The organism is Enterobacter sp. 22452, from assembly GCF_052045065.1.
Lineage (GTDB): Bacteria > Pseudomonadota > Gammaproteobacteria > Enterobacterales > Enterobacteriaceae > Enterobacter > Enterobacter mori.
The window spans coordinates 662,275-687,513 of sequence record NZ_JBQEOB010000001.1; the positions used below are offsets into that span (position 1 = coordinate 662,275).

Genomic DNA, 25,239 nt, shown 5'->3' on the forward strand with positions numbered 1-25,239 from the left:
CACACCTGTTAAAGTTATATTTGATATACATGTTTAAGGTTATGCCTGTGCCAGAACGGTGAAAAGGGCTTTCTGCTACAAAATAGAGGGAGATTGATTTAGCGCAATTTTGGCGGCAGGTTCACTACCGCCAAAGAAGTATCAGGCCGAGAAGAAGGCCATCAGAACGGGAACCAGCAGGCTTAAAATAAAGCCGTGTACGATGGCGGCAGGGACCAGCTCCAGCCCCCCTGAGCGTTGTAAAACCGGCAGGGTAAAGTCCATCGAGGTCGCGCCACACAGCCCCAACGCGGTAGAGCGGCTGCGGCGTACCAGACCCGGGATCAGCATGATGGCAATCAATTCGCGCGCAAGGTCATTGAAGAAAGCGGCGCTGCCAATGACCGGACCGAACGATTCGGTCAGAAGAATACCGGAGAGGGAGTACCAGCCAAAACCCGACGCCATCGCCAGGCCGGTTTTCAGCGGCAGGTCGAGAATAACGGCATTAATCACGCCTGCGACCATTGAACTGGCGACGACGACAATGGCGACTATCATTCCCCGGCGGTTGAGGACAATCTGTTTCAGCGTCATGCCATTATTTCGCAACTGAATACCAATAAGGAACAGCAGGAAGATCAGGGTATATTCGCTGGCCTCCGTGGCGTGCTGTAAAAATGACCATCCGGTAAGGCCCAGCAGAAAACCGAGCACCACGACGCCGCAGAGTTTTAATGATTCCAGCGCCATCGCAATACGGGATGGGAGTTTTTCCTGTTGATGGTTATTTTTCCAGGGAATAGTGCGTTCCAGCCAGAACAGCGCGGCAATATTGCACAGCAAAATAACCACCACGGTGACGACGGAATAATGGAGGATGGAGAGTAAATTCGCTGACAGGTTATCCAGGAAGGCCAGGCTTATCCCCATAAAGAAAAGAATAACGTAGACAATCCAGCTCAGGAATCGATTAATGAGTCTTAATGCAGATTCACGATGCAGCGGAATAAGGTAGCCCACGATCAGGGGCAGCAAAATGATGAGGAGTCCTGAAAACATGAACAGCCGGTCCTTTTGAGTATCTGTTGAGCGCCAGAGACACTACCCAATAAAGGCTGTCAGGTAAAGGAGCAATAAAAAAGCCGGGTGGCGGCTACGCCTTACCCGGCTTGTATATTTGGGGGGGTGCGGCCTGATGCCCTCACCCCGGCCCTCTCCCACAGGGAGAGGGGAAAACCATTAATCGCGTTTTTCCAGCAGGGTGCGGTACAGCACGCCACCCAGAATACCGCCGATAATTGGCATCACCCAGAACAGCCACAGCTGCTCAAGCGCCCAACCGCCCTGGAAGATAGCAACCGCGGTGCTGCGCGCCGGGTTAACGGAGGTGTTGGTCACCGGGATTGAGATCAGGTGAATCAGCGTCAGCGCCAGACCAATGGCGATTGGCGCGAAGCCTGCAGGTGCGTATTTGTCCGTTGCGCCGTGAATAACCAGCAGGAAGCCTGCGGTCAGTACGATTTCAATCACGATGGCAGACAGCATTGAGTAGCCGCCGGGTGAGTGTTCACCGAAACCGTTAGAGGCGAAACCGCTGGCTGCGGCGTCAAAGCCTGCTTTGCCGCTGGCGATCACGTACAGGACTGCGGCTGCAATAATACCGCCAATAACCTGGGCAATAATATAGCCTAATACGTCTTTCACCGGGAAACGACCGCCCGCCCATAAACCCAACGTTACTGCAGGGTTAAAATGACCGCCGGAAATATGCCCTACCGCGAATGCCATGGTTAAGACCGTTAAGCCGAATGCCAGTGCGACACCGACAAAACCAATGCCTAATTCCGGAAATGCCGCTGCCAGCACTGCACTACCGCAGCCGCCAAACACCAGCCAGAATGTACCAAAACATTCTGCCGCTAATTTTCTGAACATAACCACCTCAATAATAAATTTCCGCACGCTATCCTGCGCACGGGTTATATCGCCATAAAGGGATGACGACTCAAAGAGCCTTTATTTTAGAAAGCAACAACACCCCTTCGCCACTTAAATAAATTCGGTTAATTTGATTTAAGGCAATGTGATGTCAATCCTTGTTCAAACTGGAGGTAAATAGAGCATAGTCCAATTTTCAAACGGGAGTATCTTGTTCTGGAAGCACCTTTTCAAATGAAACTTGATGGGTAAATTCTGAATTTTTCGTGCTTCATCGGAATAACGGAGGTGTCTGGCAGTGTCCACTCGGCTCTGCTGCCGCTATACTGCTGATAACTTGAAGGAAAAAGTGGTTATTACGCGGGGGATTTATGCTTCTCGAACGTGTGGAAATTGTCGGGTTTCGCGGTATTAACCGCCTGTCGCTCCAGCTGGAGCAGAATAACGTCCTGATCGGTGAAAACGCCTGGGGTAAATCCAGCCTGCTGGATGCGCTGACACTGCTGCTTTCCCCTGAAGATGACTTGTACCACTTCGTTCACGATGACTTCTGGTTTCCGCCGGGGGATGTCGCGGGGCGCGAGAAGCATCTGCATATCATCCTGACGTTCCGGGAGTCCGAGCCGGGGCGGCATCGCGTGCGTCGTTTCCGCCCGATGTCGCCATGCTGGGTGCCATGCGATGATGACTATCACCGTATTTTCTACCGTCTTGAAGGTGAAATGGCGGAAAATGACGGGGTGTTAACCCTGCGTGAGTTCCTTGATGAAAAAGGCAACCCCATCCCGCTGGAGAATATTGACGATCTGGCGCGCCACCTGATTCGCCTGTCGCCAGTGCTGCGCCTGCGCGATGCACGCTTTATGCGCCGGATCCGCAACGGTTCCGTACCCAATATGCCGGAGGTGGAAGTCACCGCCCGCGAACTGGATTTCCTGGCGCGTGAGCTGGTCTCTCGCCCGCAGAACCTCACCGACGGTCAAATTCGTCAGGGGCTTTCGGCCATGGTGCAGCTGCTGGAGCACTATTTTTCCGAGCAGGGGACGTCACAGTCACGCCATCGCCTGATGCGTCGCCGTTCGCACGATGAACAACGCAGCTGGCGTTATCTTGATATCATTAACCGGATGATAGACCGGCCCGGTGGACGTACCCATCGGGTGATCCTGCTGGGGTTATTCTCGACGCTTTTGCAGGCGAAAGGCACCGTCCGGTTAGACCGGGACGCCCGCCCGCTGCTGCTGGTGGAAGACCCCGAGACACGTCTTCATCCGATCATGCTCTCCGTTGCGTGGCACCTGTTGAACCTGCTGCCGCTGCAGCGCGTGACCACCACCAACTCCGGCGAGTTGCTCTCGCTAACGCCCGTGGAATACGTCTGCCGCCTGGTGCGTGAATCCTCACGCGTATCCGCATACCGGCTGGGGCCGGGCGGCCTGAATGCGGAAGACGGTCGCCGCATTGCGTTTCATATTCGCTTTAATCGTGCTTCATCGCTGTTTGCCCGCTGCTGGCTGTTGGTTGAGGGTGAAACCGAGACCTGGGTTATCAACGAACTGGCACGTCAGTGCGGTCACCACTTCGATGCGGAAGGTATTAAGGTCATAGAGTTTGCCCAGTCGGGATTAAAACCGCTGATCAAGTTTGCCCGCAGGATGGGGATTGAATGGCATGTTCTGGTCGATGGTGATGAAGCCGGTAAAAAGTATGCCGCAACCGTGCGCGGTTTGCTGAATAACGATCGCGAAGAAGAGCGTGACCATCTGACTATGCTCCCCGCGATGGACATGGAACACTTTATGTATCGACAGGGATTTGACGATGTTTTTCACCGCGTGGCGATGATCCCGGTGGATGTGCCGATGAACATGCGGCGGGTGATCGCCAAAGCGATTCATCGTTCGTCGAAGCCGGACCTGGCCATCGAAGTGGCGACGGAGGCGGGAAGGCGAGGCGTGGAGTCCGTGCCCACGCTGCTGCGTAAAATGTTCTCCCGCGTGCTTTGGCTGGCACGCGGGAGAGCGGATTAACGTTGGGTCGCCTGCGTCATTTGTTGGATCAGGCTATCCAGCAGTTCGTAGCGGCGGCGGTATTCAGCACGTTTCTTACTCGCAATCTCTTCCATCGGTTTGCGCGGCATGGTTAACGGCAGCGCGAAATGGCCGCTCTCCTGGCGTTCGCCACCCAGGGAGCGCCAGAAACTGTCGTAATCCGCCAGCAGTTTTCCCTCTTTTTTCTTGCGGTAACGCCAGCTACGGTAAATGTGGGTGGCGTTGCTCACGGCGAGGATCTGTTCAACCGGGAACGCGGTGCCCAGCGTCATCACCGCTTCAACCAGCAGACGTTTCGGGAACAGGCCGTGGCACGCTTTGGTTGCGCCCTGAATCAACTCATGTGGAACGTGCGCTTTTGCGCCCTGTAACCCGCCGATGAACAGCGTGGATTTTCCCTCAAACGGGCACAGCGTAAAGGTCATTTCGGCCAGCACGGTGTTCTGATGGTTGCAGAAGGTAAGGGTCGCTTCACCCTCTTTATCCATAAAGGCATCGGCACACAGGCGAATCGTGAATTGCTGCTCGTCCTTTCCGGTTAGCATCAGCAGCGTCATCCCCTGACTTGAAAGATAGCCCTTGAGCAGCGTCGCGGGGAGGTGTTGGCTCATCGTCTGATAGTGCCCGTTTAGCGCCTCCAGCGCGTTCCGGCGGTTCATACTGACCGTCAGCCACGGACGATGCAGTCGGCACGGCAACCCTGGCTGGACCTGCAAGATTTGCATCAGACGCGGTTGCTTTGCCAGGCTTGCCAGCAGGCGAGCGGTGCTGAAAGGGGAAGCCAGGGAACGTAACATAAATTTGCGTCGATATGAGGGGTTCTGCCACGCCAGACCGGGCGTGATGGCACCGGTTGCCAGACTTTTAAAAAGCGCCCAGCCGGACGTAGGCTGCGGCAGATTGGAATAAGGTGTATCGACTATGGAAGACATGTTAGATCCTGCTTCTGAGGGAAGAACGCTATTTCAGCAGGCGTTTTGTCAACGTCATGTAAACAAATGTGGCCATTTCCAGAAAACAGGGGTTTCGTTGAGGAGTGGTTTAGATAGAATCAACGGTGATGTTAGCCAGAATAATTATTTGGAATATTTATGAACCTTAAGGGAAAACGCAGAAAACTGTTTCTGCTGCTGGCGGTCGTGCTGGTGGTCGGTGGATTCTGGCTTTGGCAGATCCTCAATGCGCCTGTACCACAGTATCAAACGCTGATCGTTCGCCCCGGCGAGCTGCAGCAAAACGTGCTGGCGACCGGCAAACTGGATGCCCTGCGTAAAGTCGATGTTGGCGCGCAGGTGAGCGGCCAGTTGAAAACGCTGTCCGTCGAGATTGGCGACAAGGTCAAAAAAGGCCAGCTGCTTGGCGTTATCGATCCTGAACAGGCCGAAAACCAGATCCGCGAAGTGGAAGCGACGCTGATGGAGCTGCGCGCGCAGCGTGCGCAGGCCCTGGCGGAGCGTAACCTTGCGCAGGTGACGCTGACGCGCCAGCAGGCGCTGGCGAAAACCCAGGCCATTTCGAAACAGGATCTCGATACCGCCGCCACGGAGCTGGCGGTAAAACAGGCGCAGATCGGCACCATCGACGCGCAGATTAAACGCAATCAGGCCTCGCTGGATACGGCAAAAACCAACCTCGACTACACCAAAATCGTCGCGCCGATGGCCGGAGAAGTGACGCAAATCACCACGCTCCAGGGACAGACGGTAATTGCCGCGCAGCAGGCGCCTAACATCCTGACGCTGGCGGACATGGGCACCATGCTGGTCAAAGCCCAGGTTTCCGAGGCGGATGTAATCCATCTTAAGCCGGGGCAGAACGCCTGGTTTACGGTGCTGGGCGACCCGCAGACCCGCTACGAAGGCGTGCTGAAAGACATTCTGCCGACGCCGGAAAAAGTGAACGACGCCATCTTCTACTATGCCCGCTTTGAGGTACCAAACCCGCAGGGCGTGCTGCGTCTGGACATGACCGCCCAGGTACATATCCAGCTGACCGGCGTGAAAAACGTGCTGACCGTTCCGCTCTCCGCGCTGGGTGAATCCGCCGGGGAGAGCCGCTACAAGGTGAAGGTGCTGCGCAACGGCGAAACGCGCGAGCGCGAAGTGGTGATTGGCGCGCGCAACGACACCGACGTGGTGGTGGTGAAAGGGCTGGAAGAGGGCGAGGAGGTTGTCACCAGCGAAAGCCTGCCCGGGGCCGCTAAATGACCGCGCTGCTTGAGCTGAAGGATATCCGCCGCAGCTATCCGTCCGGCGACGGCCCGGTCGAGGTGCTGAAAGGGATCTCGCTGCGCGTGGAAGCGGGGGAGATGGTGGCGATTGTTGGCGCGTCCGGTTCGGGTAAATCGACGCTGATGAACATTCTCGGCTGTCTGGATAAACCCACCAGCGGTACATACCGGGTGGACGGAACGGATGTCTCCACGCTCGACGGCGACGCGCTGGCGAAGCTGCGCCGGGAACACTTCGGCTTTATCTTCCAGCGTTACCACCTGCTTTCTCACCTGAGCGCGGCGCAGAACGTGGAGGTTCCCGCGGTTTATGCGGGCGTCGAGCGGAAGAAACGGCTTGAGCGCGCGAAGGCGCTCTTAACGCGTCTGGGGCTGGCGGAACGCGTGGAGTATCAGCCGTCGCAGCTTTCCGGCGGTCAGCAGCAGCGCGTGAGTATCGCGCGCGCCCTGATGAACGGCGGGCAGGTGATCCTCGCGGATGAACCGACGGGCGCGCTCGACAGCCACTCCGGCGAAGAGGTGATGGCAATCCTTCACCAGCTGCGCGATCAGGGCCACACGGTGATTATCGTCACCCACGACCCGCAGGTGGCGGCGCAGGCGGAACGCATTATTGAGATCCACGACGGCGAGCTGGTGAGCAACCCGCCGCCGCGCGAGTCCCGGGCAGCCGCACCGAAAGAGGCGCTGCCGGCCGCAACCGGCTGGGGTCAGTTCTCCAGCGGATTTCGTGAAGCGCTGACCATGGCCTGGCTGGCGATGGCGGCAAATAAAATGCGCACCCTGCTGACGATGCTCGGCATCATCATCGGTATTGCCTCGGTGGTGTCGATTGTGGTGGTGGGCGACGCGGCAAAACAGCTTGTGCTGGCGGATATCCGCGCTATCGGCACCAATACCATCGATGTCTATCCCGGCAAAGACTTCGGCGACGACGAGCCGCAGTATCAGCAGGCACTGAAGTATGACGATCTGGCGGCTATTCAGAAGCAGCCGTGGGTCAACTCGGCTACGCCTGCGGTCTCGCAGAACCTGCGTCTGCGCTACGGCAACATCGACGTTGCGGCCAGCGCCAACGGCGTCAGCGGCGACTACTTCAACGTCTACGGCATGACCTTCAGCGAAGGGGCGACCTTCAACGCCGAGCAGCTGGCGGGCAGGGCGCAGGTGGTGGTGTTAGACGCCAACTCCCGCAGGCAGCTGTTTCCGAATAAAACCAACGTGGTGGGGGAAGTGATCCTGGTGGGCAATATGCCTGCCACGGTGATCGGCGTGGCGGAAGAGAAGCAGTCGATGTTCGGCAGCAGCAAAATCCTGCGCGTCTGGCTGCCGTACACCACGATTTCCGGGCGCATTATGGGCCAGTCCTGGCTCAACTCCATTACCGTTCGCGTGAAGGAGGGCTACGACAGCGCCATGGCCGAACAGCAGCTTGAGCGGCTGCTCACCCTGCGCCACGGGAAGAAAGATTTCTTCACCTGGAACATGGACGGTCTCTTGAAAACGGCGGAAAAGACCACACGTACTCTTCAGATGTTCCTGACGCTGGTGGCGGTGATTTCGTTGGTCGTCGGCGGTATCGGGGTGATGAATATCATGCTGGTGTCGGTCACGGAGCGCACGCGGGAGATTGGCATCCGCATGGCGGTCGGGGCCAGAGCCAGTGACGTGCTGCAGCAGTTTTTGATTGAAGCGGTGCTGGTGTGTCTGGTCGGCGGGGCGATGGGCATTGCGCTTTCGATGATGATCGCGTTTGCGCTCCAGCTCTTTTTACCGGGTTGGGAGATTGGCTTTTCCCCCGTGGCGATCCTCACGGCGTTCTTATGCTCGACCTTCACGGGTATTTTGTTTGGCTGGTTACCAGCACGCAATGCGGCGCGGCTGGATCCGGTGGACGCACTGGCGCGGGAATAACCCGAAAATAAAAATGCCAGCCGATCGGGCTGGCATTTTGCCTGCGGGGTGTACACAATGAATCAGGGAGCTATGCAACCGCTTCTGCTTCAACGGGGACGATCAGACTGGCGTGATTGCCTTTAGGCCCCTGGTGTACATCGAACCGAACGGACTGCCCGGCTTTGAGCGTCCTGTAACCATCCATCTGAATGGTGGAATAGTGAGCGAAGATATCCTCGCCGCCGCCTTCAGGGCAGATGAAACCAAACCCTTTGGCGTTGTTGAACCACTTAACAGTACCCATTTCCATGCTTCGACATCCTTCGTAAATCTTATAAATTAAGATGGAATGAACCGGTGGTGGAGTGGGGGCTGTTCAAAACCTCGCCATCTCACGCTTGTACAATTTAGATAAACGGAAGAAGCCGTCAAGCGTTTGGCGCTGGAGTTGGGACAATAATCAACCAAAATTTGAGGCAGTTAACGCTATTGCAACAGTTTGTGACAGACATCGCGGATGACAGTAATAGATGATTGTTATCTAACATCTGAGGTAGATTCAAAGTGGTTATGCATAATGGGTAAGACCAACGATTGGCTGGATTTTGACCAGCTGGCGGAAGATAAAGTGCGCGACGCGCTAAAACCGCCATCTATGTATAAAGTTATGTTAATGAACGATGATTACACGCCGATGGAATTTGTTATTGACGTGCTACAAAAGTTCTTTTCTTATGATGTAGAACGTGCAACGCAACTGATGCTTACCGTTCATTATCGAGGCAAAGCGATCTGCGGCATCTTTACTGCCGAAGTCGCGGAAACCAAAGTGGCGATGGTGAACGACTATGCGAGGGAGAACGAGCATCCGTTGCTGTGTACGCTGGAAAAGGCCTGATAAGGCATAAAATTGGGGGAGGTGCCTATGCTCAATCAAGAACTGGAACTCAGTTTAAACATGGCTTTCGCCAGAGCGCGTGAGCACCGACATGAGTTTATGACCGTCGAGCATTTACTGCTCGCACTGCTTAGCAACCCATCTGCCCGCGAAGCGCTGGAAGCCTGCTCCGTGGATCTGGTGGCGCTACGTCAGGAACTCGAAGCCTTCATCGAACAAACCACGCCGGTGCTGCCAGCCAGTGAAGAAGAGCGCGACACGCAGCCGACGCTCAGCTTCCAGCGCGTGCTGCAGCGCGCGGTATTCCACGTCCAGTCTTCCGGACGTAGCGAAGTGACTGGCGCAAACGTCTTAGTCGCCATCTTCAGCGAGCAGGAGTCACAGGCTGCCTACCTGCTGCGTAAACACGAAGTCAGCCGCCTCGACGTGGTTAACTTTATTTCTCACGGAACACGCAAAGACGAGCCTAACCAGGCATCGGATTCCAGCAATCAGGTCAATAACAATGAAGAGCAAGCAGGCGGGGAGGATCGTATGGAAAACTTCACCACCAATCTTAACCAGCTTGCTCGCGTTGGCGGTATCGACCCGCTGATTGGTCGCGATAAAGAGCTGGAGCGCGCGATCCAGGTGCTGTGCCGTCGCCGCAAGAACAACCCGCTGCTGGTGGGTGAGTCAGGCGTGGGTAAAACCGCGATTGCCGAAGGGCTTGCCTGGCGCATTGTGCAGGGCGACGTGCCGGAAGTGATTGCCGACTGCACCATCTACTCGCTGGATATCGGCTCGCTGCTGGCGGGTACGAAATACCGCGGTGATTTTGAAAAACGCTTCAAGGCGCTGTTAAAACAGCTGGAGCAGGACACCAACAGCATTCTGTTTATCGATGAGATCCACACCATCATCGGCGCAGGTGCGGCTTCCGGCGGCCAGGTGGATGCGGCTAACCTGATCAAACCGCTGCTCTCCAGCGGCAAGATCCGCGTGATGGGCTCCACGACGTACCAGGAGTTCAGCAACATCTTTGAGAAAGACCGCGCGCTGGCGCGTCGCTTCCAGAAAATCGACGTCACCGAACCGTCCGTCGAGGAAACGGTGCAGATCATCAACGGCCTGAAAACCAAGTACGAAGCGCACCACGACGTGCGTTATACCGCGAAAGCGGTACGTGCGGCGGTGGAACTGGCGGTGAAATACATCAACGATCGTCATCTGCCGGATAAGGCGATTGACGTGATTGATGAGGCAGGGGCGCGTGCGCGCCTGATGCCGGCCAGCAAGCGTAAGAAAACCGTTAACGTGGCGGATATTGAGTCCGTGGTGGCCCGCATCGCGCGTATCCCTGAGAAGAGCGTTTCTCAGAGCGACCGCGACACGCTGCGCACTCTCGGCAATCGCCTGAAAATGCTGGTCTTTGGTCAGGATAAAGCCATTGAGGCCTTAACTGAAGCGATCAAGATGGCCCGTGCCGGACTGGGGCATGACCACAAGCCTGTCGGTTCCTTCCTGTTCGCTGGCCCGACCGGCGTGGGGAAAACCGAGGTGACGGTTCAGCTCTCGAAAGCGCTGGGCATTGAGCTGCTGCGCTTTGATATGTCCGAGTATATGGAGCGTCACACCGTCAGCCGTTTGATTGGTGCGCCTCCGGGATATGTGGGCTTTGACCAGGGCGGCCTGCTCACCGACGCGGTGATCAAGCATCCTCACGCGGTACTGCTGCTTGATGAAATCGAGAAAGCGCACCCGGACGTGTTCAACATCCTGCTGCAGGTGATGGACAACGGGACGCTGACCGACAACAACGGGCGCAAGGCGGACTTCCGCAACGTGGTGCTGGTGATGACCACCAACGCCGGGGTACGGGAAACCGAGCGTAAATCTATCGGCCTGATCCACCAGGATAACAGCACCGATGCGATGGAGGAGATCAAGAAGATCTTCACGCCTGAGTTCCGTAACCGTCTGGACAACATTATCTGGTTCGATCATCTGTCTACCGAGGTGATCCATCAGGTGGTGGATAAGTTCATCGTCGAGCTGCAGGTTCAGCTGGATCAGAAAGGCGTGTCGCTGGAAGTGAGCCAGGAGGCCCGCAACTGGCTGGCCGAGAAAGGCTACGACCGAGCGATGGGTGCCCGTCCGATGGCGCGCGTGATTCAGGACAACCTGAAGAAACCGCTGGCGAACGAGCTGCTGTTTGGCTCGCTGGTGGACGGCGGCCAGGTGACCGTGGCGCTGGACCAGGCGAAGAACGAACTGACGTACGATTTCCAGAGCGCGGCGAAGCACAAGCCGGAAGCGGCTCACTGAGTGAGTTGAACGTTAATGTTAAAAACCGGGCTTTTGCCCGGTTTTTTTATGCTTGCCAAGGTAAAAGCAAAACGACAACAGTGTTGTCGTTTTTAGTGTTTTCTCCCTCTCCCTGTGGGAGAGGGTTGGGGTGAGGGCATCAGGCCGCAGAAGAATTTTGCGAGGCGCTTTCCAGTTTCCTTCGAAGTCAGTTGCTGGATAAATCTACAGTAATAAAATGGCGGCGCACCTGCAAAATCAGGTGCCGGGATTGGCGTCCTGATTACACACATATGGAAAGATGTTGCTCAACGCAACATCACTGGTTTCGTTCACTCTTTTTTTAGCTGCGGTATAATCCGTATCTTCAAATATGGTGGGCTGAACTGGGGCTTCTTTTGAAGCGCCGATTTTCCATATGGTCGGTACGCCAAACCGGTTCAGTCTGCCACCCGAAGTTGGCGTTTCTGGTGGTAGTTTTCAGCTCTTAATATGGAAATTATGATTATGGAAAACCAGTCTATCTCCCAGCTCTACACCGAACTCTCCCTCAACCCCGATCTCCCAACCCTCGCTGAGCGCTGCAAACTGCTCACCGAAATTCTCCTTGACTGCAAATCACTCCCGCAAACGCAGCCCGTTTGCCGTTGTCTCGGAGCTTACCTGGAAGAGGTGAAATCCGGCCTCACAGAATCAATGCGCGATTTTCAGGTGGTAGAATTTGAGGACGAAGCGGAACAACCGCGACAAAAAGAGTGGTTGCTGGAAGATACAGAAACGAAATGCGACTACTGCCGTGCGTTAAACCACGTGCTGCTGGTGTCGCATTTTGACCGCGATATGTTGCCGCATCTCACGGGATTACTTCACGACATGGCTCATTCTATGGCAGGGGATTTAATCGCTCCTGCACAACCGTGGATGACAATACATCTTCCGAGGCAGCAACACTGAAGCCATAAATAAAAAAGGCCGGGATTATCCCGACCTTTTAAATATTCATCTGCCATTACAGGCGAAAACAATTAGCGACTACGGAAGACAATGCGGCCTTTGCTCAGGTCGTACGGGGTCAGTTCAACAGTCACTTTGTCGCCCGTTAAAATGCGGATGTAGTTTTTGCGCATTTTACCGGAGATGTGCGCAGTTACCACGTGACCGTTTTCCAGCTCTACGCGAAACATGGTATTAGGCAACGTATCAAGTACGGTACCCTGCATTTCAATATTGTCTTCTTTGGCCATCTAATCCTCTGGGGTATCACTACCAAGTTTTGAACCGGCAAGATAATGCCGAAATTCATCAATTAAGTAAAGAATTGCGCGTTTAAAACGCAGCAAAACAGTTTCAGCGCATTGCCCAAGCGTCACGGTACAACCGAACGGAAAGCGCATTCGTAAAGGGGAAACGACAGGATAAACGTCAGGACGTTATCTGAAGCGAGGGTCCCAAACGGCGGCGGGGCAACAGGCAGAAGCTACTCTGCGGCATAATTATAACACCCTCATAAAAAATATGCGGAAAACATTTAGGCATTGCGCAGAAAGAGTGTACGCGGTATCCAGAAGTCGCGCGGGAGCTTCTCCTGACGACAATTATCGAGATGTTCAATGTAGTGGCGGCGGGAGATTTCGACGGCGCCGAGCGAGGCGGTGTGCTCGTTAAGCACCTGGCAATCCATCAATCGTCCGCCACGCTGGGCAAATTCCTCGCAGAACACCAGCAGTGCCGTTTTTGAGGCATTAACCGCACGCGAGAACATCGACTCCCCACAAAACAGCGTTCCCTGAGCCACGCCGTACATGCCGCCCATCAGCTCACCCCCATCCCATACTTCAATAGAATGCGCGTAACCCAGCTCATGCAACTGATGATAGGCGGTGATGATATCGCGAGTGATCCATGTACCTTCGTGCCGATCTTCAGCACAGCCTTCAATGACCTGACCAAAAGCGTGATTCAGGGTTACGCGATACGGCGACTTCGCGTGAAAGCGCTTCATGCTGCGGCTAATGTGAAACTGCGCTGGCCACAATACGGCTCGTGGATCGGGCGACCACCATAAAATCGGGTCGCCTGGGGAAAACCACGGAAAAATCCCGCGCTGATAAGCCATCAACAGACGAGCAGGGCTGAGATCGCCGCCCAGTGCCAGCAACCCGTTAGGTTCACGTAGCGCCCCCTCAGGTGAAGGGAACGCAATATTATGACGAGACAGCTGGACCAGGCGCATGACAGCAGAACTCCAATACGCGAGTGAGGATCGGTACAAATATAGTCTACAGACGTTGTTTAAACTGGTAGTAGCGACCCTGTTTTGCCAACAGTTCTGCGTGACTACCTTGCTCAATAATGTGTCCGTTGTCCATCACAATTATCCGATCGAAACTCGCCAGTCCGCGCAGGCGATGCGTCACCATCAGCACCGTTTTACCGGCCATAACATTCGCCAGCAAATCAAGGATTTGGCTTTCGGTGGTGGCGTCCAGCCCTTCGGTGGGTTCGTCCAGCAACATCAGCGGCGCATCGTGCAGCAGCGCACGGGCAATCGCCAGACGACGCAGTTCGCCACCGGAGAGTTGACGACCGCCTTCACCCAGCCAGCTATTCAGGCCTTCGTCCTCAAGCAGCTTATGTAGCCCGACCTGTTCGAGCGTGGTACGAAGTGCAACGTCAGATGCATCCGGCGCTGCCAGCAGCAGGTTGTCGCGCAGCGTGGCGCTAAAGAGATGCACGCGCTGTGGGACAACGCTGACGGTCTTGCGTAAGATCTGCTCGCTGAAGTCAACCAGCGGCACTTCGTTAAAGAGAATCTGACCGTGCTGCGGATCCCAGGCGCGCGTCAACAGCTGCAGAAGCGTTGACTTACCGCATCCGGTCCGCCCAAGGATAGCAATGTGCTGGCCCGGGTTAACGGAGAGATTGATATCTTCAAGCGCATTCTGCGTCTGTGTGTCATAGGCGAAGGTGACGTTATTCAGCGTCAGCGCAACCTGTGCAGGAACCGCACTCTGTTTAGCAGTGAATTTCACCTCTGGTTCCTGCTCGGCAATCTCGGTGATGCGCAGGGCAGAGGCGATAACCTGTCCAAGATGCTGGAAGGCTCCCGTCACTGGTGCCAGGGCTTCGAAGGCTGCCAGGGCACAGAAAACAAAGAGTGCAATCAGCGGGCCTGGCTGCAGATTTCCACCTACGCCGCCGGAGGCCATCCACAGCATCGCGATAACAGCCACGCCGCCGATGAGCATCATCAGCGCCTGGGAGAAGGCCGTGAGTTCAGACTGTCGACGCTGGGCTTCATGCCAGTTCAACTCCGTACTTTCCATACGCGCCCGGTAACGCTTGCTGGCACCGAAAATGGTCAGTTCTGCCTGTCCCTGCAGCCAGGAGGTCAACTGCTGACGATATTCTCCCCGCAGGCGCGTCAGGCTTTCGCCGGTGGATTTACCGGCGCGATAGAACAGCGGCGGCAGGATAATCAACGTCAGCAGCATAATGCCGCCGAGCGTCAGCGCGATAGGGACGTCCAGAACACACAGACCCAGCGTGACGACAACAATCACCACAAACGCGCCGACTATCGGTGAAATCACGCGCAGATACAGGTGATCCAGCGTATCGACATCCGCCACCACGCGGTTGAGCAATTCGCCCTGACGAAAACGCGCCAGCCCGGCAGGGGAGAGCGGGAGCAGCTTGCTGAACGTGTAAATGCGCAGGTGCTGGAGCACGCGGAATGTGGCGTCATGGCTGACCAGACGCTCGAAGTAACGCCCGGCGGTACGGGTAATGGCGGTGCCACGTACGCCTGCTGCCGGGAGCATGTAGTTAAAGCTGTAGAGCCCGGCGAAACCTGCAACGGCAGAGGCAGACAGGAACCAGCCAGAAAGGGTGAGCAGGCCGATGCTGGCGAGCAGGGTAATAATCGCCAGCACAATCCCCAGCGTCAGCATCCATTTGTGGCGCTTATACAGGGCAAGATAAGGGAGCAGGGCACGCATCAGATGTCCTCCTGACGATTCGCGAGAAGGGCCGCAAAAGGCCCCTGCGCGGCAACGAGTGAGGCATAATCGCCTTGCTCAACGAGTTGACCGTTTTCCATCACCCAAATCTGGTCCCAGTCGGCGATGCCTTCAAGCTGGTGGGTGACCATCAGCGTGGTTTGCTGCTGTGATGCGGCATTAAGCGCTTCCATCACGCGTTGTTCGCTGTGCGCGTCCAGGCTCGCGGCAGGCTCATCCAGCAACATCAGTTGGCAAGGATTCAACAACGCGCGGGCAACAGCCACACGCTGCGCTTGCCCTACGGACAGTCCGGCAGACTGGTCGCCAACGACCGTATCCACTCCCTGCGGGAGCAGCGGCAGAAACTCGCTAACCCAGGCGCGATCGAGGACCGATTGCAACTCGTCTTCCCGCGCGTCCGGGCGAGCCAGAAGCACGTTTTCGCGTAGCGTGGAAGCCGGAAGCTGCGGGTTTTGTCCTACCCAGCTCAGCTGTTTGCGCCAGGCATCAGGCTCCAAATCGCACAACTCAGTTTTATTAATGCACAGCGAACCGGTGTAAGCCATAAAGCCGGAGAGTGCATTTAACAGCGAGCTTTTCCCTGAGCCACTGGTTCCGACCAGCACCACGCGCTGCCCGGCAGGCAGGGTAAAGTTGAGCGGACCTGCCAGCACTTTGCCTTCAGGTGACAGTACAGAAAAATCCTTCGCCTCAATCGTCACGGGCTCTTTGGCGTTCAGAACGATGTCACCACGCTCGGGATGCGCCAGCGGTGTTTCAAGGAAGGTTTTCAGGCTGTCGGCCGCGCCAACCGCCTGTGCTTTGGCATGGTAAAAGGTGCCAAGATCTCGCAGCGGCTGGAAAAACTCCGGAGCCAGGATCAATGCCAGGAAACCTGCTGAAAGCGTTACGGCTGTGCCGTAGTGGCCGAAATCCAGCGCGCCGAGGTAAGAAAACCCGAAGTAGACTGCCACAAGGGCAATCGACAGCGAAGTGAAGAATTCAAGCACGCCAGAGGAGAGGAATGCGAGACGCAGCACCTCCATGGTGCGCTGACGGAAATCCTGAGACGCCAGGCGAATATTTTCCGTTTCCGCTTCACCCCGGCCAAAAATACGCAGGGTTTCCATTCCGCGCAGTCGGTCAAGGAAATGGCCGCTCAGGCGGCCCAGCGCGAGGAAGTTACGTCGGTTAGCATCCGCCGCGCCCATACCGACCATCGCCATAAACAGCGGGATAAGCGGGGCGGTACCCAGCAGGATCAGCGCCGCTACCCAGTTGGTCGGGAAAATCGCAATCAGTATCAGCAGCGGTACGCAAACGGCCAGCGCCATCTGCGGCAGGTAGCGGGCGTAGTAGTCGTGCATATCGTCGATCTGTTCAAGGATCAGCGTCGCCCAGCTCCCCGCAGGTTTACCCTGGATCCAGGCTGGCCCGGCCTCCTGAAGACGATCCAGGACCTTACGGCGGATCTCGTAGCGGATATGCTGCCCGGCATGAAAACCAACGCGTTCACGCAGCCAGACTACCCACGCACGAAGGATAAAAACCAGAATCAGGACAATAAAGGGCAACAGGAGCGCTTCACGCGGAATGTTCTCCATGATCATATGATTAAGAATGCGGGCCAGCAGCCATGCCTGGGCAACAATCAACAAACCACTGACGAGTCCCAGAAGACGGGAAATCATGAGCCAGCGGCGGGAAAGAACGCTTTGCTGTTTAAGCCAGCGTGTTAACTCTTGTTGACGGGTTTTTTCCATTGCGTACTTTGCAGGTGACGTTATAAGAAATTAGACCACTGCATGTTACACGTGGGGAAAAATAAAGGCGACCTGTGGCCGCCTTTATTTACGTTTGTTACTGACTTGTAAAGATTATTTACCTTGTTCAGCCAGTCCGTCGAGGTAGCGTTCAGCGTCCAGCGCGGCCATACAGCCGGTGCCCGCAGAGGTAATCGCCTGACGATAAATATGGTCCATCACGTCGCCAGCCGCGAACACGCCCGGAATGCTGGTCTGGGTCGCGTTACCGTGAATGCCGGACTGCACTTTGATGTAGCCGTTTTCCAGCTCCAGCTGACCGTCGAAGATCGCGGTGTTCGGGCTGTGACCGATCGCCACAAACAGACCCGCCACTTCCAGCGACTCGATGTTATCGGTGTTCTGGGTATCGCGCAGACGCAGACCGGCAACGCCCATCTGGTCGCCCGTGACCTCTTCCAGGGTACGGTGGGTGTGAAGTACGATGTTGCCGCTCGCCACTTTATCCATCAGGCGTTTGATCAGGATCTTTTCCGCGCGGAAGGTGTCGCGACGGTGGATCAGGTGCACTTCAGAGGCGATGTTTGCCAGGTAGAGCGCTTCTTCCACTGCGGTGTTACCGCCACCGATCACGGCGACTTTCTGATTGCGATAGAAGAAACCGTCGCAGGTAGCGCAGGCAGATACGCCGCGGCCCTTGAACGCTTCTTCAGACGGCAGACCAAGGTAACGGGCAGAGGCGCCGGTGGCGATGATCAGCGCGTCACAGGTGTATTCGCCGCTGTCGCCCGTCAGGCGGAACGGACGGTTCTGCAGATCGACCTTATTGATGTGGTCGAACAGAATTTCAGTTTCGAATTTGGCGGCATGCTCGTGCATACGTTCCATCAGCAGCGGCCCGGTCAGGTCGTTCGGGTCCCCTGGCCAGTTTTCCACTTCGGTGGTGGTGGTCAGCTGACCGCCTTTTTCCATACCGGTGATGAGTACCGGGTGCAGGTTAGCGCGTGCAGCATAGACCGCTGCGGTATATCCCGCAGGTCCAGAACCAAGGATTAGCAGCTTACTGTGTTTGGCCGTGCCCATGAGATCCCCATTGTTGTTGGCAGACATTTGGCTGGATTGTAGGGAATTTGTTGTCGTAAAAAAAGAGCGCAGCAATTTTGATATCAATCTGTGTAATAGCCACGGACGATGAATGAGGCGCTATAACATCACTGTTTCGCCTGAAATCCGGTCGTTTATAAGGCAATAAAATGACGATTAATACCCTGCCGTAATGAATATCCGGCATGTTGTACTAAAAATCGATGTTTTGCTTTGACAATCACCTGCGCTTTTGCGAAAACATTCAAGGAAGAAAAAAAACCGCGTTAACCGTGTGCCGCATAGGCATGCACGTAAATGCCATTTTTACCGTGTCAGTGAAATCTACGCATGGCGTGGACAGACGCCATACGTGATGTCGGTGACTGCCTTCGGGCAACGGTCTTCTTACCAACAGAACCCGAATCCGCATCGCGTCTATAGCCTAATAATTCGAGTTGCATGAAGGCGGCGACGCAGCGAATCCCCGGGAGCGTACATCAGTACGTGACTGGGGTGAGCGAGGAACGCCAACGCACAGGCAACTTGAAGTATGACGGATATGATACATAACCAGGCGATGTGATGACTAACGGGTACAGGCTCTGAACAGTGATGTGCACAGGGTCCAGGCAGGAGTAGGGAAGGAATACAGAGAGACAATAATAATGGTAGATAGCAAGAAGCGCCCTGGCAAAGATCTCGACCGTATCGATCGTAACATTCTTAATGAATTGCAAAAGGATGGGCGTATTTCCAACGTCGAGCTTTCAAAACGTGTGGGACTTTCCCCGACGCCGTGCCTTGAGCGTGTGCGCCGACTGGAAAGACAGGGTTTTATTCAGGGCTATACGGCTCTGCTTAACCCGCATTATCTGGATGCCTCACTTCTGGTATTTGTTGAGATTACTCTGAATCGTGGTGCGCCGGATGTGTTTGAACAATTCAACTCCGCTGTACAAAAACTTGAAGAAATTCAAGAGTGTCATCTGGTTTCCGGTGATTTCGACTATCTGTTGAAAACCCGCGTGCCTGACATGTCCGCCTACCGTAAGCTGCTGGGTGAAACCTTGCTGCGTCTGCCGGGCGTGAACGACACCCGTACGTATGTGGTGATGGAAGAGGTTAAACAGAGCAATCGTCTGGTAATTAAGACGCGCTAACACGGAACAGGTGCAAAATCAGCGTAGTTTGATTACACTCCTGTTAATCCATACAGCAACAGTGCCGGGGAGTCCCCGGCGCTGTTGTCCGTTTTAGCAAACAGGCAGGATATGCCTGATACCTGGAGAGCCTTTCTTGAGCCAGGAATACACTGAAGACAAAGAAGTCACACTATCGAAGCTAAGCAGCGGACGTCGTCTCCTCGAGGCTTTGCTGTTAGTTATTGCCCTTTTCGCCGTCTGGCTGATGGCAGCCTTACTCAGTTTCAACCCCTCCGATCCCAGCTGGTCGCAAACCGCATGGCATGAGCCTATCCATAATTTAGGCGGTGTACCGGGTGCCTGGCTTGCGGACACGCTCTTTTTCATTTTCGGTGTGATGGCCTATACCATTCCCGTCATTATCATTGGTGGATGCTGGTTTGCCTGGCGTCATCGTCAGAATGACGACTACATCGATTACTTCGCGGTATCGCTGCGCCTGATTGGCGCGCTGGCATTGATCCTCACCTCGTGCGGGCTGGCGGCTATAAACGCCGACGATATCTGGTACTTCGCCTCCGGTGGCGTCATCGGCAGCCTGCTGAGTTCCGCCCTGCAGCCGATGCTTCACAGCAGCGGAGGTACCCTGACGCTGCTTTGCATCTGGGCCGCAGGGTTGACCCTGTTTACTGGCTGGTCGTGGGTGAGCATCGCCGAGAAGATCGGCAGCTTTATTCTCACTATCCTCACTTTCGCCAGTAACCGTACCCGCCGTGACGATACGTGGGTCGATGAAGACGAATATGAAGATGAGTACGAAGAGGAAGACGAGGCGCCGGTACAGCGTCGTGAATCTCGTCGGGCCCGTATTCTTCGTGGCGCGCTTGCGCGTCGTCAGCGCGTCGCTGAAAAATTTGCCAATCCGCTTGGGCGTAAAACAGATGCGGCGCTCTTCTCCGGCAAACGCATGGATGAAGACGAGCAGGTGGAGTACCGTGCGGCGGGTGCCGCCGTCGATCCTGATGATGTTCTGTGCTCCGGCAACCGTGCGATGCCGGGCGATTTTGACGAATACGATCCGCTGCTGAATGGTCATTCAGTGACAGAGCCGGTCGCAGCCGCTGCCGCCGCAACCACGGCAGCGCAGGCTTTTGCTGCGCCAGCGGAAGCCGTAATGCCATCCGCGCCTGTTCCTGCACCGGAGTCGGTTATCCAGCAACCTCAGGTTGACTGGCAGACTGCGCCGGGTGTTCACACCCCGGAACCTGTTATTGCGCCTGAACCAGAAAGCTATGTTCCTGTGCAGCAGGAACAATGGCAGCCGCCTTATCAGCCGGAGCCTGTGTATGAACCACAGGGGTACCCGGAATATGAGCAGCCGGTCGCACAGCCGTATGTACCGGAACCGGTTGAACCTGCGCAGCCATACGCGCAACCTGAGCCTGACGTGGCGGAAGAGGCGAAACCGTCTCGTCCACCACTGTACTACTTTGAAGAAGTGGAAGAGCGCCGCGCCCGTGAGCGCGAGCAGCTGGCAGCCTGGTATCAACCTGTGCCGGAGCCGGTGCAAGAGCCTGTCACAAAAGCGCCTTCCATTTCCGTACCGCCAGTAGATCCAACGCCTGTGGCAGAGAGCGTGAAGCAAGCCTCTGCCGCCGCCGCCGCTGCGGCACCAGTCTTTAGCCTGGCGACCGGCGGCGCGCCTCGTCCTCAGGTGAAAGAGGGCATTGGCCCGCAATTGCCTCGTCCTAATCGCGTACGTGTGCCCACGCGCCGTGAGCTGGCTTCCTACGGTATCAAGCTGCCTTCCCAGCGTATGGCCGAAGAAAAAGCGCGTGAATCGGACTATGAAGACGACGCCGATGAACTTCATCAGGATGAGCTGGCGCGTCAGTTCGCCGCGCAGCAAAATCAGCGTTACGGTGAAGAATATCAGCACGACGAGCAAATCCAGGAAGATGAAGACGATGCGGCAGAAGCGGAATTAGCCCGCCAGTTCGCCGCTACGCAGCAGCAGCGTTATTCTGGTGAACAGCCTTCGGGCGCGAACCCGTTCTCGCTGACGGATTTTGAATTCTCACCGATGAAAGATCTGGTGGATGATGGCCCTAGCGAACCGTTGTTTACGCCGAGCGTAATGCCGGACGCTGAACCCGTGCGCCAGCAGCCTGCACCTCAGGCCTACGCGCAGCAGCCACATCAGCCTGCGCCACAGCCGCCGCAGTTCCAGCAGCCTGCGCCTCAGCCGCAGGAAAGCCTTATTCACCCGCTGCTGATGCGTAACGGCGATAGCCGTCCGCTGCAGCGTCCAAGCACGCCGCTGCCGTCGCTGGATCTGTTAACGCCGCCACCGTCAGAAGTGGAGCCGGTCGATACCTTTGCGCTCGAACAAATGGCGCGTCTGGTCGAAGCCCGTCTGGCTGATTTCCGCATCAAGGCGGATGTGGTGAACTACTCACCGGGTCCGGTGATCACGCGATTCGAACTGAATCTGGCGCCAGGCGTAAAAGCAGCGCGTATTTCTAACCTGTCACGAGACCTGGCGCGTTCCCTGTCGACCGTTGCGGTACGTGTGGTGGAAGTGATCCCAGGCAAGCCGTACGTTGGCCTTGAGCTGCCGAACAAGAAACGTCAGACCGTTTACCTGCGAGAAGTGCTGGATAACACCAAGTTCCGCGATAACCCGTCCCCGCTGACCGTGGTACTGGGTAAAGATATCGCAGGCGATCCGGTGGTGGCAGATCTCGCGAAAATGCCTCACCTGCTGGTTGCCGGTACCACCGGTTCCGGTAAGTCAGTTGGCGTTAACGCCATGATCCTCAGCATGCTGTACAAAGCGCAGCCGGAAGATGTGCGTTTCATCATGATCGACCCGAAAATGCTCGAACTGTCGGTCTACGAAGGCATTCCGCATCTGCTCACGGAAGTGGTGACGGACATGAAAGACGCCGCCAACGCCCTGCGCTGGAGCGTCAATGAGATGGAACGCCGCTACAAGCTGATGTCTGCGCTGGGCGTGCGTAACCTGGCCGGTTATAACGAGAAAATCGCCCAGGCGGTGCGCATGGGACGTCCTATTCCGGATCCTTACTGGAAGCCGGGTGACAGCATGGATGCCCAGCATCCGGTGCTGGAAAAACTGCCTTATATCGTCGTGCTGGTTGATGAGTTTGCTGACCTGATGATGACCGTCGGTAAGAAAGTGGAAGAGCTGATCGCTCGTCTGGCGCAGAAAGCGCGTGCGGCGGGTATTCACCTTGTGCTGGCGACGCAGCGTCCTTCCGTGGACGTTATTACTGGTCTTATCAAAGCGAACATTCCGACGCGTATTGCGTTTACCGTATCAAGTAAAATTGACTCCCGTACCATTCTTGACCAGGGCGGCGCTGAGTCGCTGCTGGGTATGGGTGATATGCTTTACTCAGGTCCGAACTCCACCTCGCCGGTGCGTGTCCACGGTGCGTTTGTCCGCGATGAGGAAGTTCACGCTGTCGTGCAGGACTGGAAAGCGCGCGGTCGTCCACAATACGTGGACGGGATCACCTCTGACAGCGAGAGCGAAGGCGGCGGCGGTGGCTTTGACGGCGGTGAAGAGCTGGATCCGTTATTCGATCAGGCGGTTAACTTCGTGACCGAAAAACGCAAAGCGTCCATCTCTGGCGTGCAGCGTCAGTTCCGCATCGGCTACAACCGCGCGGCGCGTATCATCGAGCAGATGGAAGCGCAGGGGATTGTGAGCGAGCAGGGGCATAACGGTAACCGCGAGGTGCTGGCTCCGCCGCCGTTTGATTAACCTTCAGCGATTGCAAAGAAGGGTAAATCAGCCAAAATTAAGCATTTTCTTCTGTCGCCTGCCTTCGGGCAGGGCCAGAATAGAAGACGGAAACCCCATATCGGGAAGACGTATTTTAAGGAATAACAATGAAAAAAATCGCTATCGCCTGTGCTTTACTTACCAGTTTTGTTGCCAGCAGCGTCTGGGCTGATGCAGCCAGCGACCTTAAAAGCCGACTGGATAAAGTAAGCAGCTTCCACGCCAGCTTCACGCAAAAAGTGACTGACGGCAGCGGCAACGCGGTGCAGGAAGGCCAGGGAGATTTGTGGGTAAAACGCCCAAATCTCTTCAACTGGCACATGACCCAGCCGGATGAGAGTATCCTGGTGTCTGACGGTAAAACCCTGTGGTTCTTCAACCCGTTTGTTGAACAAGCCACGGCGACCTGGCTGAAAGATGCGACCAGCAATACGCCGTTTATGCTGATTGCCCGCAACCAGTCCAGCGACTGGCAGCAGTACAACATCAAACAAAACGGTGATGAGTTTGTCCTGACGCCGAAAGGCAGCAACGGCAATCTGAAGCAGTTCACCATTAACGTGAGCAGCAACGGCACGATCAATCAGTTCGGTGCGGTTGAGCAAGATGACCAGCGCAGCAGCTACCAGCTGAAAACGCAGCAAAACGGCGCTGTTGATGCATCGAAATTCACCTTTACCCCGCCGCAGGGCGTAACGGTGGATGACCAACGCAATAAGTAAGAGGCATGAGTGGGCAATCTGTCGCTCGATTTTTCAGATAATGCGTTTCAACCTCTGGCCGCTCGTATGCGGCCAGAAAATTTAGCGCAGTACATCGGCCAGCAGCATCTGCTGGCTGCCGGGAAACCTTTGCCACGCGCCATTGAGGCCGGGCATCTGCACTCGATGATCCTCTGGGGGCCACCAGGCACCGGTAAAACGACCCTCGCTGAAGTGATCGCCCGATATGCAAACGCGGACGTTGAGCGGATTTCTGCCGTGACCTCCGGCGTGAAGGAGATCCGCGAAGCGATCGAGCGTGCGCGGCAGAACCGCAATGCAGGACGTCGGACTATCCTCTTCGTGGACGAAGTTCACCGCTTCAACAAGAGCCAGCAGGATGCCTTCCTGCCGCATATTGAAGACGGCACGATCTTCTTCATCGGTGCCACCACGGAAAACCCATCGTTTGAACTTAACTCAGCACTTCTTTCCCGTGCGCGCGTTTACCTGCTCAAATCGCTGACTACAGACGATATCGAAAAGGTGCTCACCCAGGCGATGGATGACAAAGCGCGGGGCTACGGCGGACAAGACATCGTTCTACCGGATGAGACGCGCCTCGCGATTGCTCAGTTAGTTAACGGTGATGCGCGTCGGGCATTGAACACGCTGGAAATGATGGCCGATATGGCCGAAATGGATGATTCCGGCAAGCGGGTGCTGAAGCCTGAATTGCTCACTGAAATAGCCGGTGAGCGCAGCGCGCGTTTTGATAATAAAGGCGATCGTTTTTACGACCTGATCTCGGCGCTGCATAAGTCTGTGCGCGGTAGTGCCCCCGATGCGGCGCTCTACTGGTACGCGCGCATTATTACCGCAGGTGGCGATCCGCTGTATGTCGCACGTCGCTGCCTGGCGATTGCGTCAGAAGATGTCGGTAACGCCGACCCGCGCGCTATGCAGGTGGCTATCTCCGCCTGGGATTGTTTCACCCGCGTCGGCCCTGCGGAAGGCGAGCGTGCGATTGCGCAGGCGATTGTCTATCTGGCCTGCGCGCCGAAAAGCAATGCGGTTTATACCGCCTTCAAAGCAGCAATGTCTGATGCGCGCGAGCGGCCGGACTATGATGTGCCGGTTCATCTGCGTAACGCACCAACAAAGTTGATGAAAGAGATGGGGTACGGGCAGGAGTATCGTTACGCCCACGACGAACCCAATGCCTATGCCGCCGGAGAGGACTATTTCCCGCAGGAGATGGCACAAACCCGCTATTATCACCCCACAAACAGAGGTCTTGAGGGTAAGATTGGCGAAAAGCTCGCCTGGCTTGCCGGACAGGATCAAAATAGCCCTATAAAACGCTACCGTTAGCGCTATCGTTGCGGTAATGTTGGCATAGTATCCCTGTGGCCGCAGGCTGTGGCCACTTTTTCCTATTTTAATTC

19 protein-coding genes are annotated in these 25,239 nt (G+C 55.9%); 10 read left to right on the top strand and 9 right to left on the bottom strand.

Annotated features, from left to right (window positions below):
* Positions 1 to 141: 141 nt before the first annotated feature.
* Together ACTJJA_RS03210 and aqpZ are read right to left on the bottom strand one after the other, a co-directional pair.
* Complete coding sequence (locus ACTJJA_RS03210) at positions 142 to 1,041, bottom strand: lysine exporter LysO family protein (RefSeq protein ID WP_010429149.1); 900 nt, start codon at positions 1,039 to 1,041, stop codon at positions 142 to 144.
* 180 nt (positions 1,042 to 1,221) lie between these two features.
* A complete protein-coding gene (gene aqpZ / locus ACTJJA_RS03215) occupies positions 1,222 to 1,917 on the bottom strand; it encodes an aquaporin Z (RefSeq protein ID WP_010429151.1) in 696 nt (231 codons plus the stop codon).
* 374 nt (positions 1,918 to 2,291) lie between these two features.
* Here aqpZ and ACTJJA_RS03220 point away from each other — a divergent pair, with 374 nt between their 5' ends.
* Positions 2,292 to 3,950 carry an ATP-dependent endonuclease gene (locus ACTJJA_RS03220; protein ID WP_042717575.1) on the top strand — a complete coding sequence of 553 codons (1,659 nt, stop codon included), beginning with the start codon at positions 2,292 to 2,294 and terminating at the stop codon, positions 3,948 to 3,950.
* Here the strand turns inward: ACTJJA_RS03220 and ACTJJA_RS03225 are convergent.
* Positions 3,947 to 4,903: a VirK/YbjX family protein gene (locus ACTJJA_RS03225; RefSeq protein WP_440666164.1), complete on the bottom strand. Its 957-nt coding sequence runs from the start codon at positions 4,901 to 4,903 to the stop codon at positions 3,947 to 3,949. The two genes, ACTJJA_RS03220 and ACTJJA_RS03225, sit on opposite strands and share 4 nt — an antisense overlap.
* A 159-nt stretch (positions 4,904 to 5,062) precedes the next feature.
* On the opposite strand from ACTJJA_RS03225, the gene macA reads away from it, so the two are divergent.
* Together macA and macB are read left to right on the top strand one after the other, a co-directional pair.
* Positions 5,063 to 6,178, top strand: coding sequence for a macrolide transporter subunit MacA (macA, locus tag ACTJJA_RS03230; RefSeq protein ID WP_440666166.1), 1,116 nt, complete (start codon positions 5,063 to 5,065; stop codon positions 6,176 to 6,178).
* Positions 6,175 to 8,115 carry a macrolide ABC transporter ATP-binding protein/permease MacB gene (macB, locus tag ACTJJA_RS03235; RefSeq protein WP_010429159.1) on the top strand — a complete coding sequence of 647 codons (1,941 nt, stop codon included), beginning with the start codon at positions 6,175 to 6,177 and terminating at the stop codon, positions 8,113 to 8,115. Before macA ends, macB begins: the two co-directional genes overlap by 4 nt.
* A 70-nt stretch (positions 8,116 to 8,185) precedes the next feature.
* Here macB and cspD read toward each other — a convergent pair whose 3' ends face one another.
* Complete coding sequence (cspD, locus tag ACTJJA_RS03240; protein ID WP_006174390.1) at positions 8,186 to 8,407, bottom strand: cold shock-like protein CspD; 222 nt, start codon at positions 8,405 to 8,407, stop codon at positions 8,186 to 8,188.
* A gap of 267 nt (positions 8,408 to 8,674) precedes the next feature.
* Here cspD and clpS point away from each other — a divergent pair, with 267 nt between their 5' ends.
* The 3 genes from clpS (at position 8,675) to ACTJJA_RS03255 (ending at position 12,235) form a co-directional block, all read left to right on the top strand.
* Positions 8,675 to 8,995, top strand: a complete 321-nt coding sequence (clpS, locus tag ACTJJA_RS03245) for an ATP-dependent Clp protease adapter ClpS (protein ID WP_006174393.1) — start codon at positions 8,675 to 8,677, stop codon at positions 8,993 to 8,995.
* Between the two features lie 27 nt (positions 8,996 to 9,022).
* Complete coding sequence (gene clpA / locus ACTJJA_RS03250; protein WP_089597777.1) at positions 9,023 to 11,302, top strand: ATP-dependent Clp protease ATP-binding subunit ClpA; 2,280 nt, start codon at positions 9,023 to 9,025, stop codon at positions 11,300 to 11,302.
* A 480-nt stretch (positions 11,303 to 11,782) separates the two neighbouring features.
* Positions 11,783 to 12,235: a hypothetical protein gene (locus ACTJJA_RS03255; protein WP_440666169.1), complete on the top strand. Its 453-nt coding sequence runs from the start codon at positions 11,783 to 11,785 to the stop codon at positions 12,233 to 12,235.
* A 71-nt stretch (positions 12,236 to 12,306) separates the two neighbouring features.
* On the opposite strand, the gene infA is transcribed toward ACTJJA_RS03255, so the two are convergent.
* The 5 genes from infA to trxB all read right to left on the bottom strand — a co-directional run bounded on the left by infA (position 12,307) and on the right by trxB (position 18,131).
* Positions 12,307 to 12,525 carry a translation initiation factor IF-1 gene (gene infA, locus ACTJJA_RS03260; RefSeq protein ID WP_002211347.1) on the bottom strand — a complete coding sequence of 73 codons (219 nt, stop codon included), beginning with the start codon at positions 12,523 to 12,525 and terminating at the stop codon, positions 12,307 to 12,309.
* Positions 12,526 to 12,809: 284 nt separating this feature from the next.
* Positions 12,810 to 13,514: a leucyl/phenylalanyl-tRNA--protein transferase gene (aat, locus tag ACTJJA_RS03265; protein WP_440666171.1), complete on the bottom strand. Its 705-nt coding sequence runs from the start codon at positions 13,512 to 13,514 to the stop codon at positions 12,810 to 12,812.
* Between the two features lie 46 nt (positions 13,515 to 13,560).
* On the bottom strand, positions 13,561 to 15,282 hold the full coding sequence (gene cydC / locus ACTJJA_RS03270; protein ID WP_440666173.1) for a heme ABC transporter ATP-binding protein/permease CydC: 1,722 nt from the start codon (positions 15,280 to 15,282) through the stop codon (positions 13,561 to 13,563).
* Complete coding sequence (gene cydD, locus ACTJJA_RS03275) at positions 15,282 to 17,048, bottom strand: heme ABC transporter permease/ATP-binding protein CydD (protein WP_148399736.1); 1,767 nt, start codon at positions 17,046 to 17,048, stop codon at positions 15,282 to 15,284. The genes cydC and cydD overlap by 1 nt, the downstream gene beginning before the upstream one ends.
* A gap of 114 nt (positions 17,049 to 17,162) precedes the next feature.
* Positions 17,163 to 18,131 (bottom strand): thioredoxin-disulfide reductase, encoded by a 969-nt coding sequence (trxB, locus tag ACTJJA_RS03280; protein WP_010429185.1) that lies wholly within the window; start codon positions 18,129 to 18,131, stop codon positions 17,163 to 17,165.
* A 668-nt stretch (positions 18,132 to 18,799) separates the two neighbouring features.
* Here trxB and lrp point away from each other — a divergent pair.
* From lrp to rarA, 4 genes are all read left to right on the top strand, one after another.
* Entirely contained in the window at positions 18,800 to 19,294 is a 495-nt protein-coding gene (gene lrp, locus ACTJJA_RS03285; RefSeq protein ID WP_002439523.1) for a leucine-responsive transcriptional regulator Lrp, read from the top strand.
* A gap of 136 nt (positions 19,295 to 19,430) precedes the next feature.
* Complete coding sequence (locus ACTJJA_RS03290; protein ID WP_440666177.1) at positions 19,431 to 23,069, top strand: DNA translocase FtsK 4TM domain-containing protein; 3,639 nt, start codon at positions 19,431 to 19,433, stop codon at positions 23,067 to 23,069.
* Between the two features lie 128 nt (positions 23,070 to 23,197).
* A complete protein-coding gene (gene lolA, locus ACTJJA_RS03295) occupies positions 23,198 to 23,812 on the top strand; it encodes an outer membrane lipoprotein chaperone LolA (protein ID WP_010429202.1) in 615 nt (204 codons plus the stop codon).
* 9 nt (positions 23,813 to 23,821) lie between these two features.
* Complete coding sequence (rarA, locus tag ACTJJA_RS03300; protein WP_042717436.1) at positions 23,822 to 25,165, top strand: replication-associated recombination protein RarA; 1,344 nt, start codon at positions 23,822 to 23,824, stop codon at positions 25,163 to 25,165.
* The last annotated feature ends 74 nt before the right edge of the window (positions 25,166 to 25,239 follow it).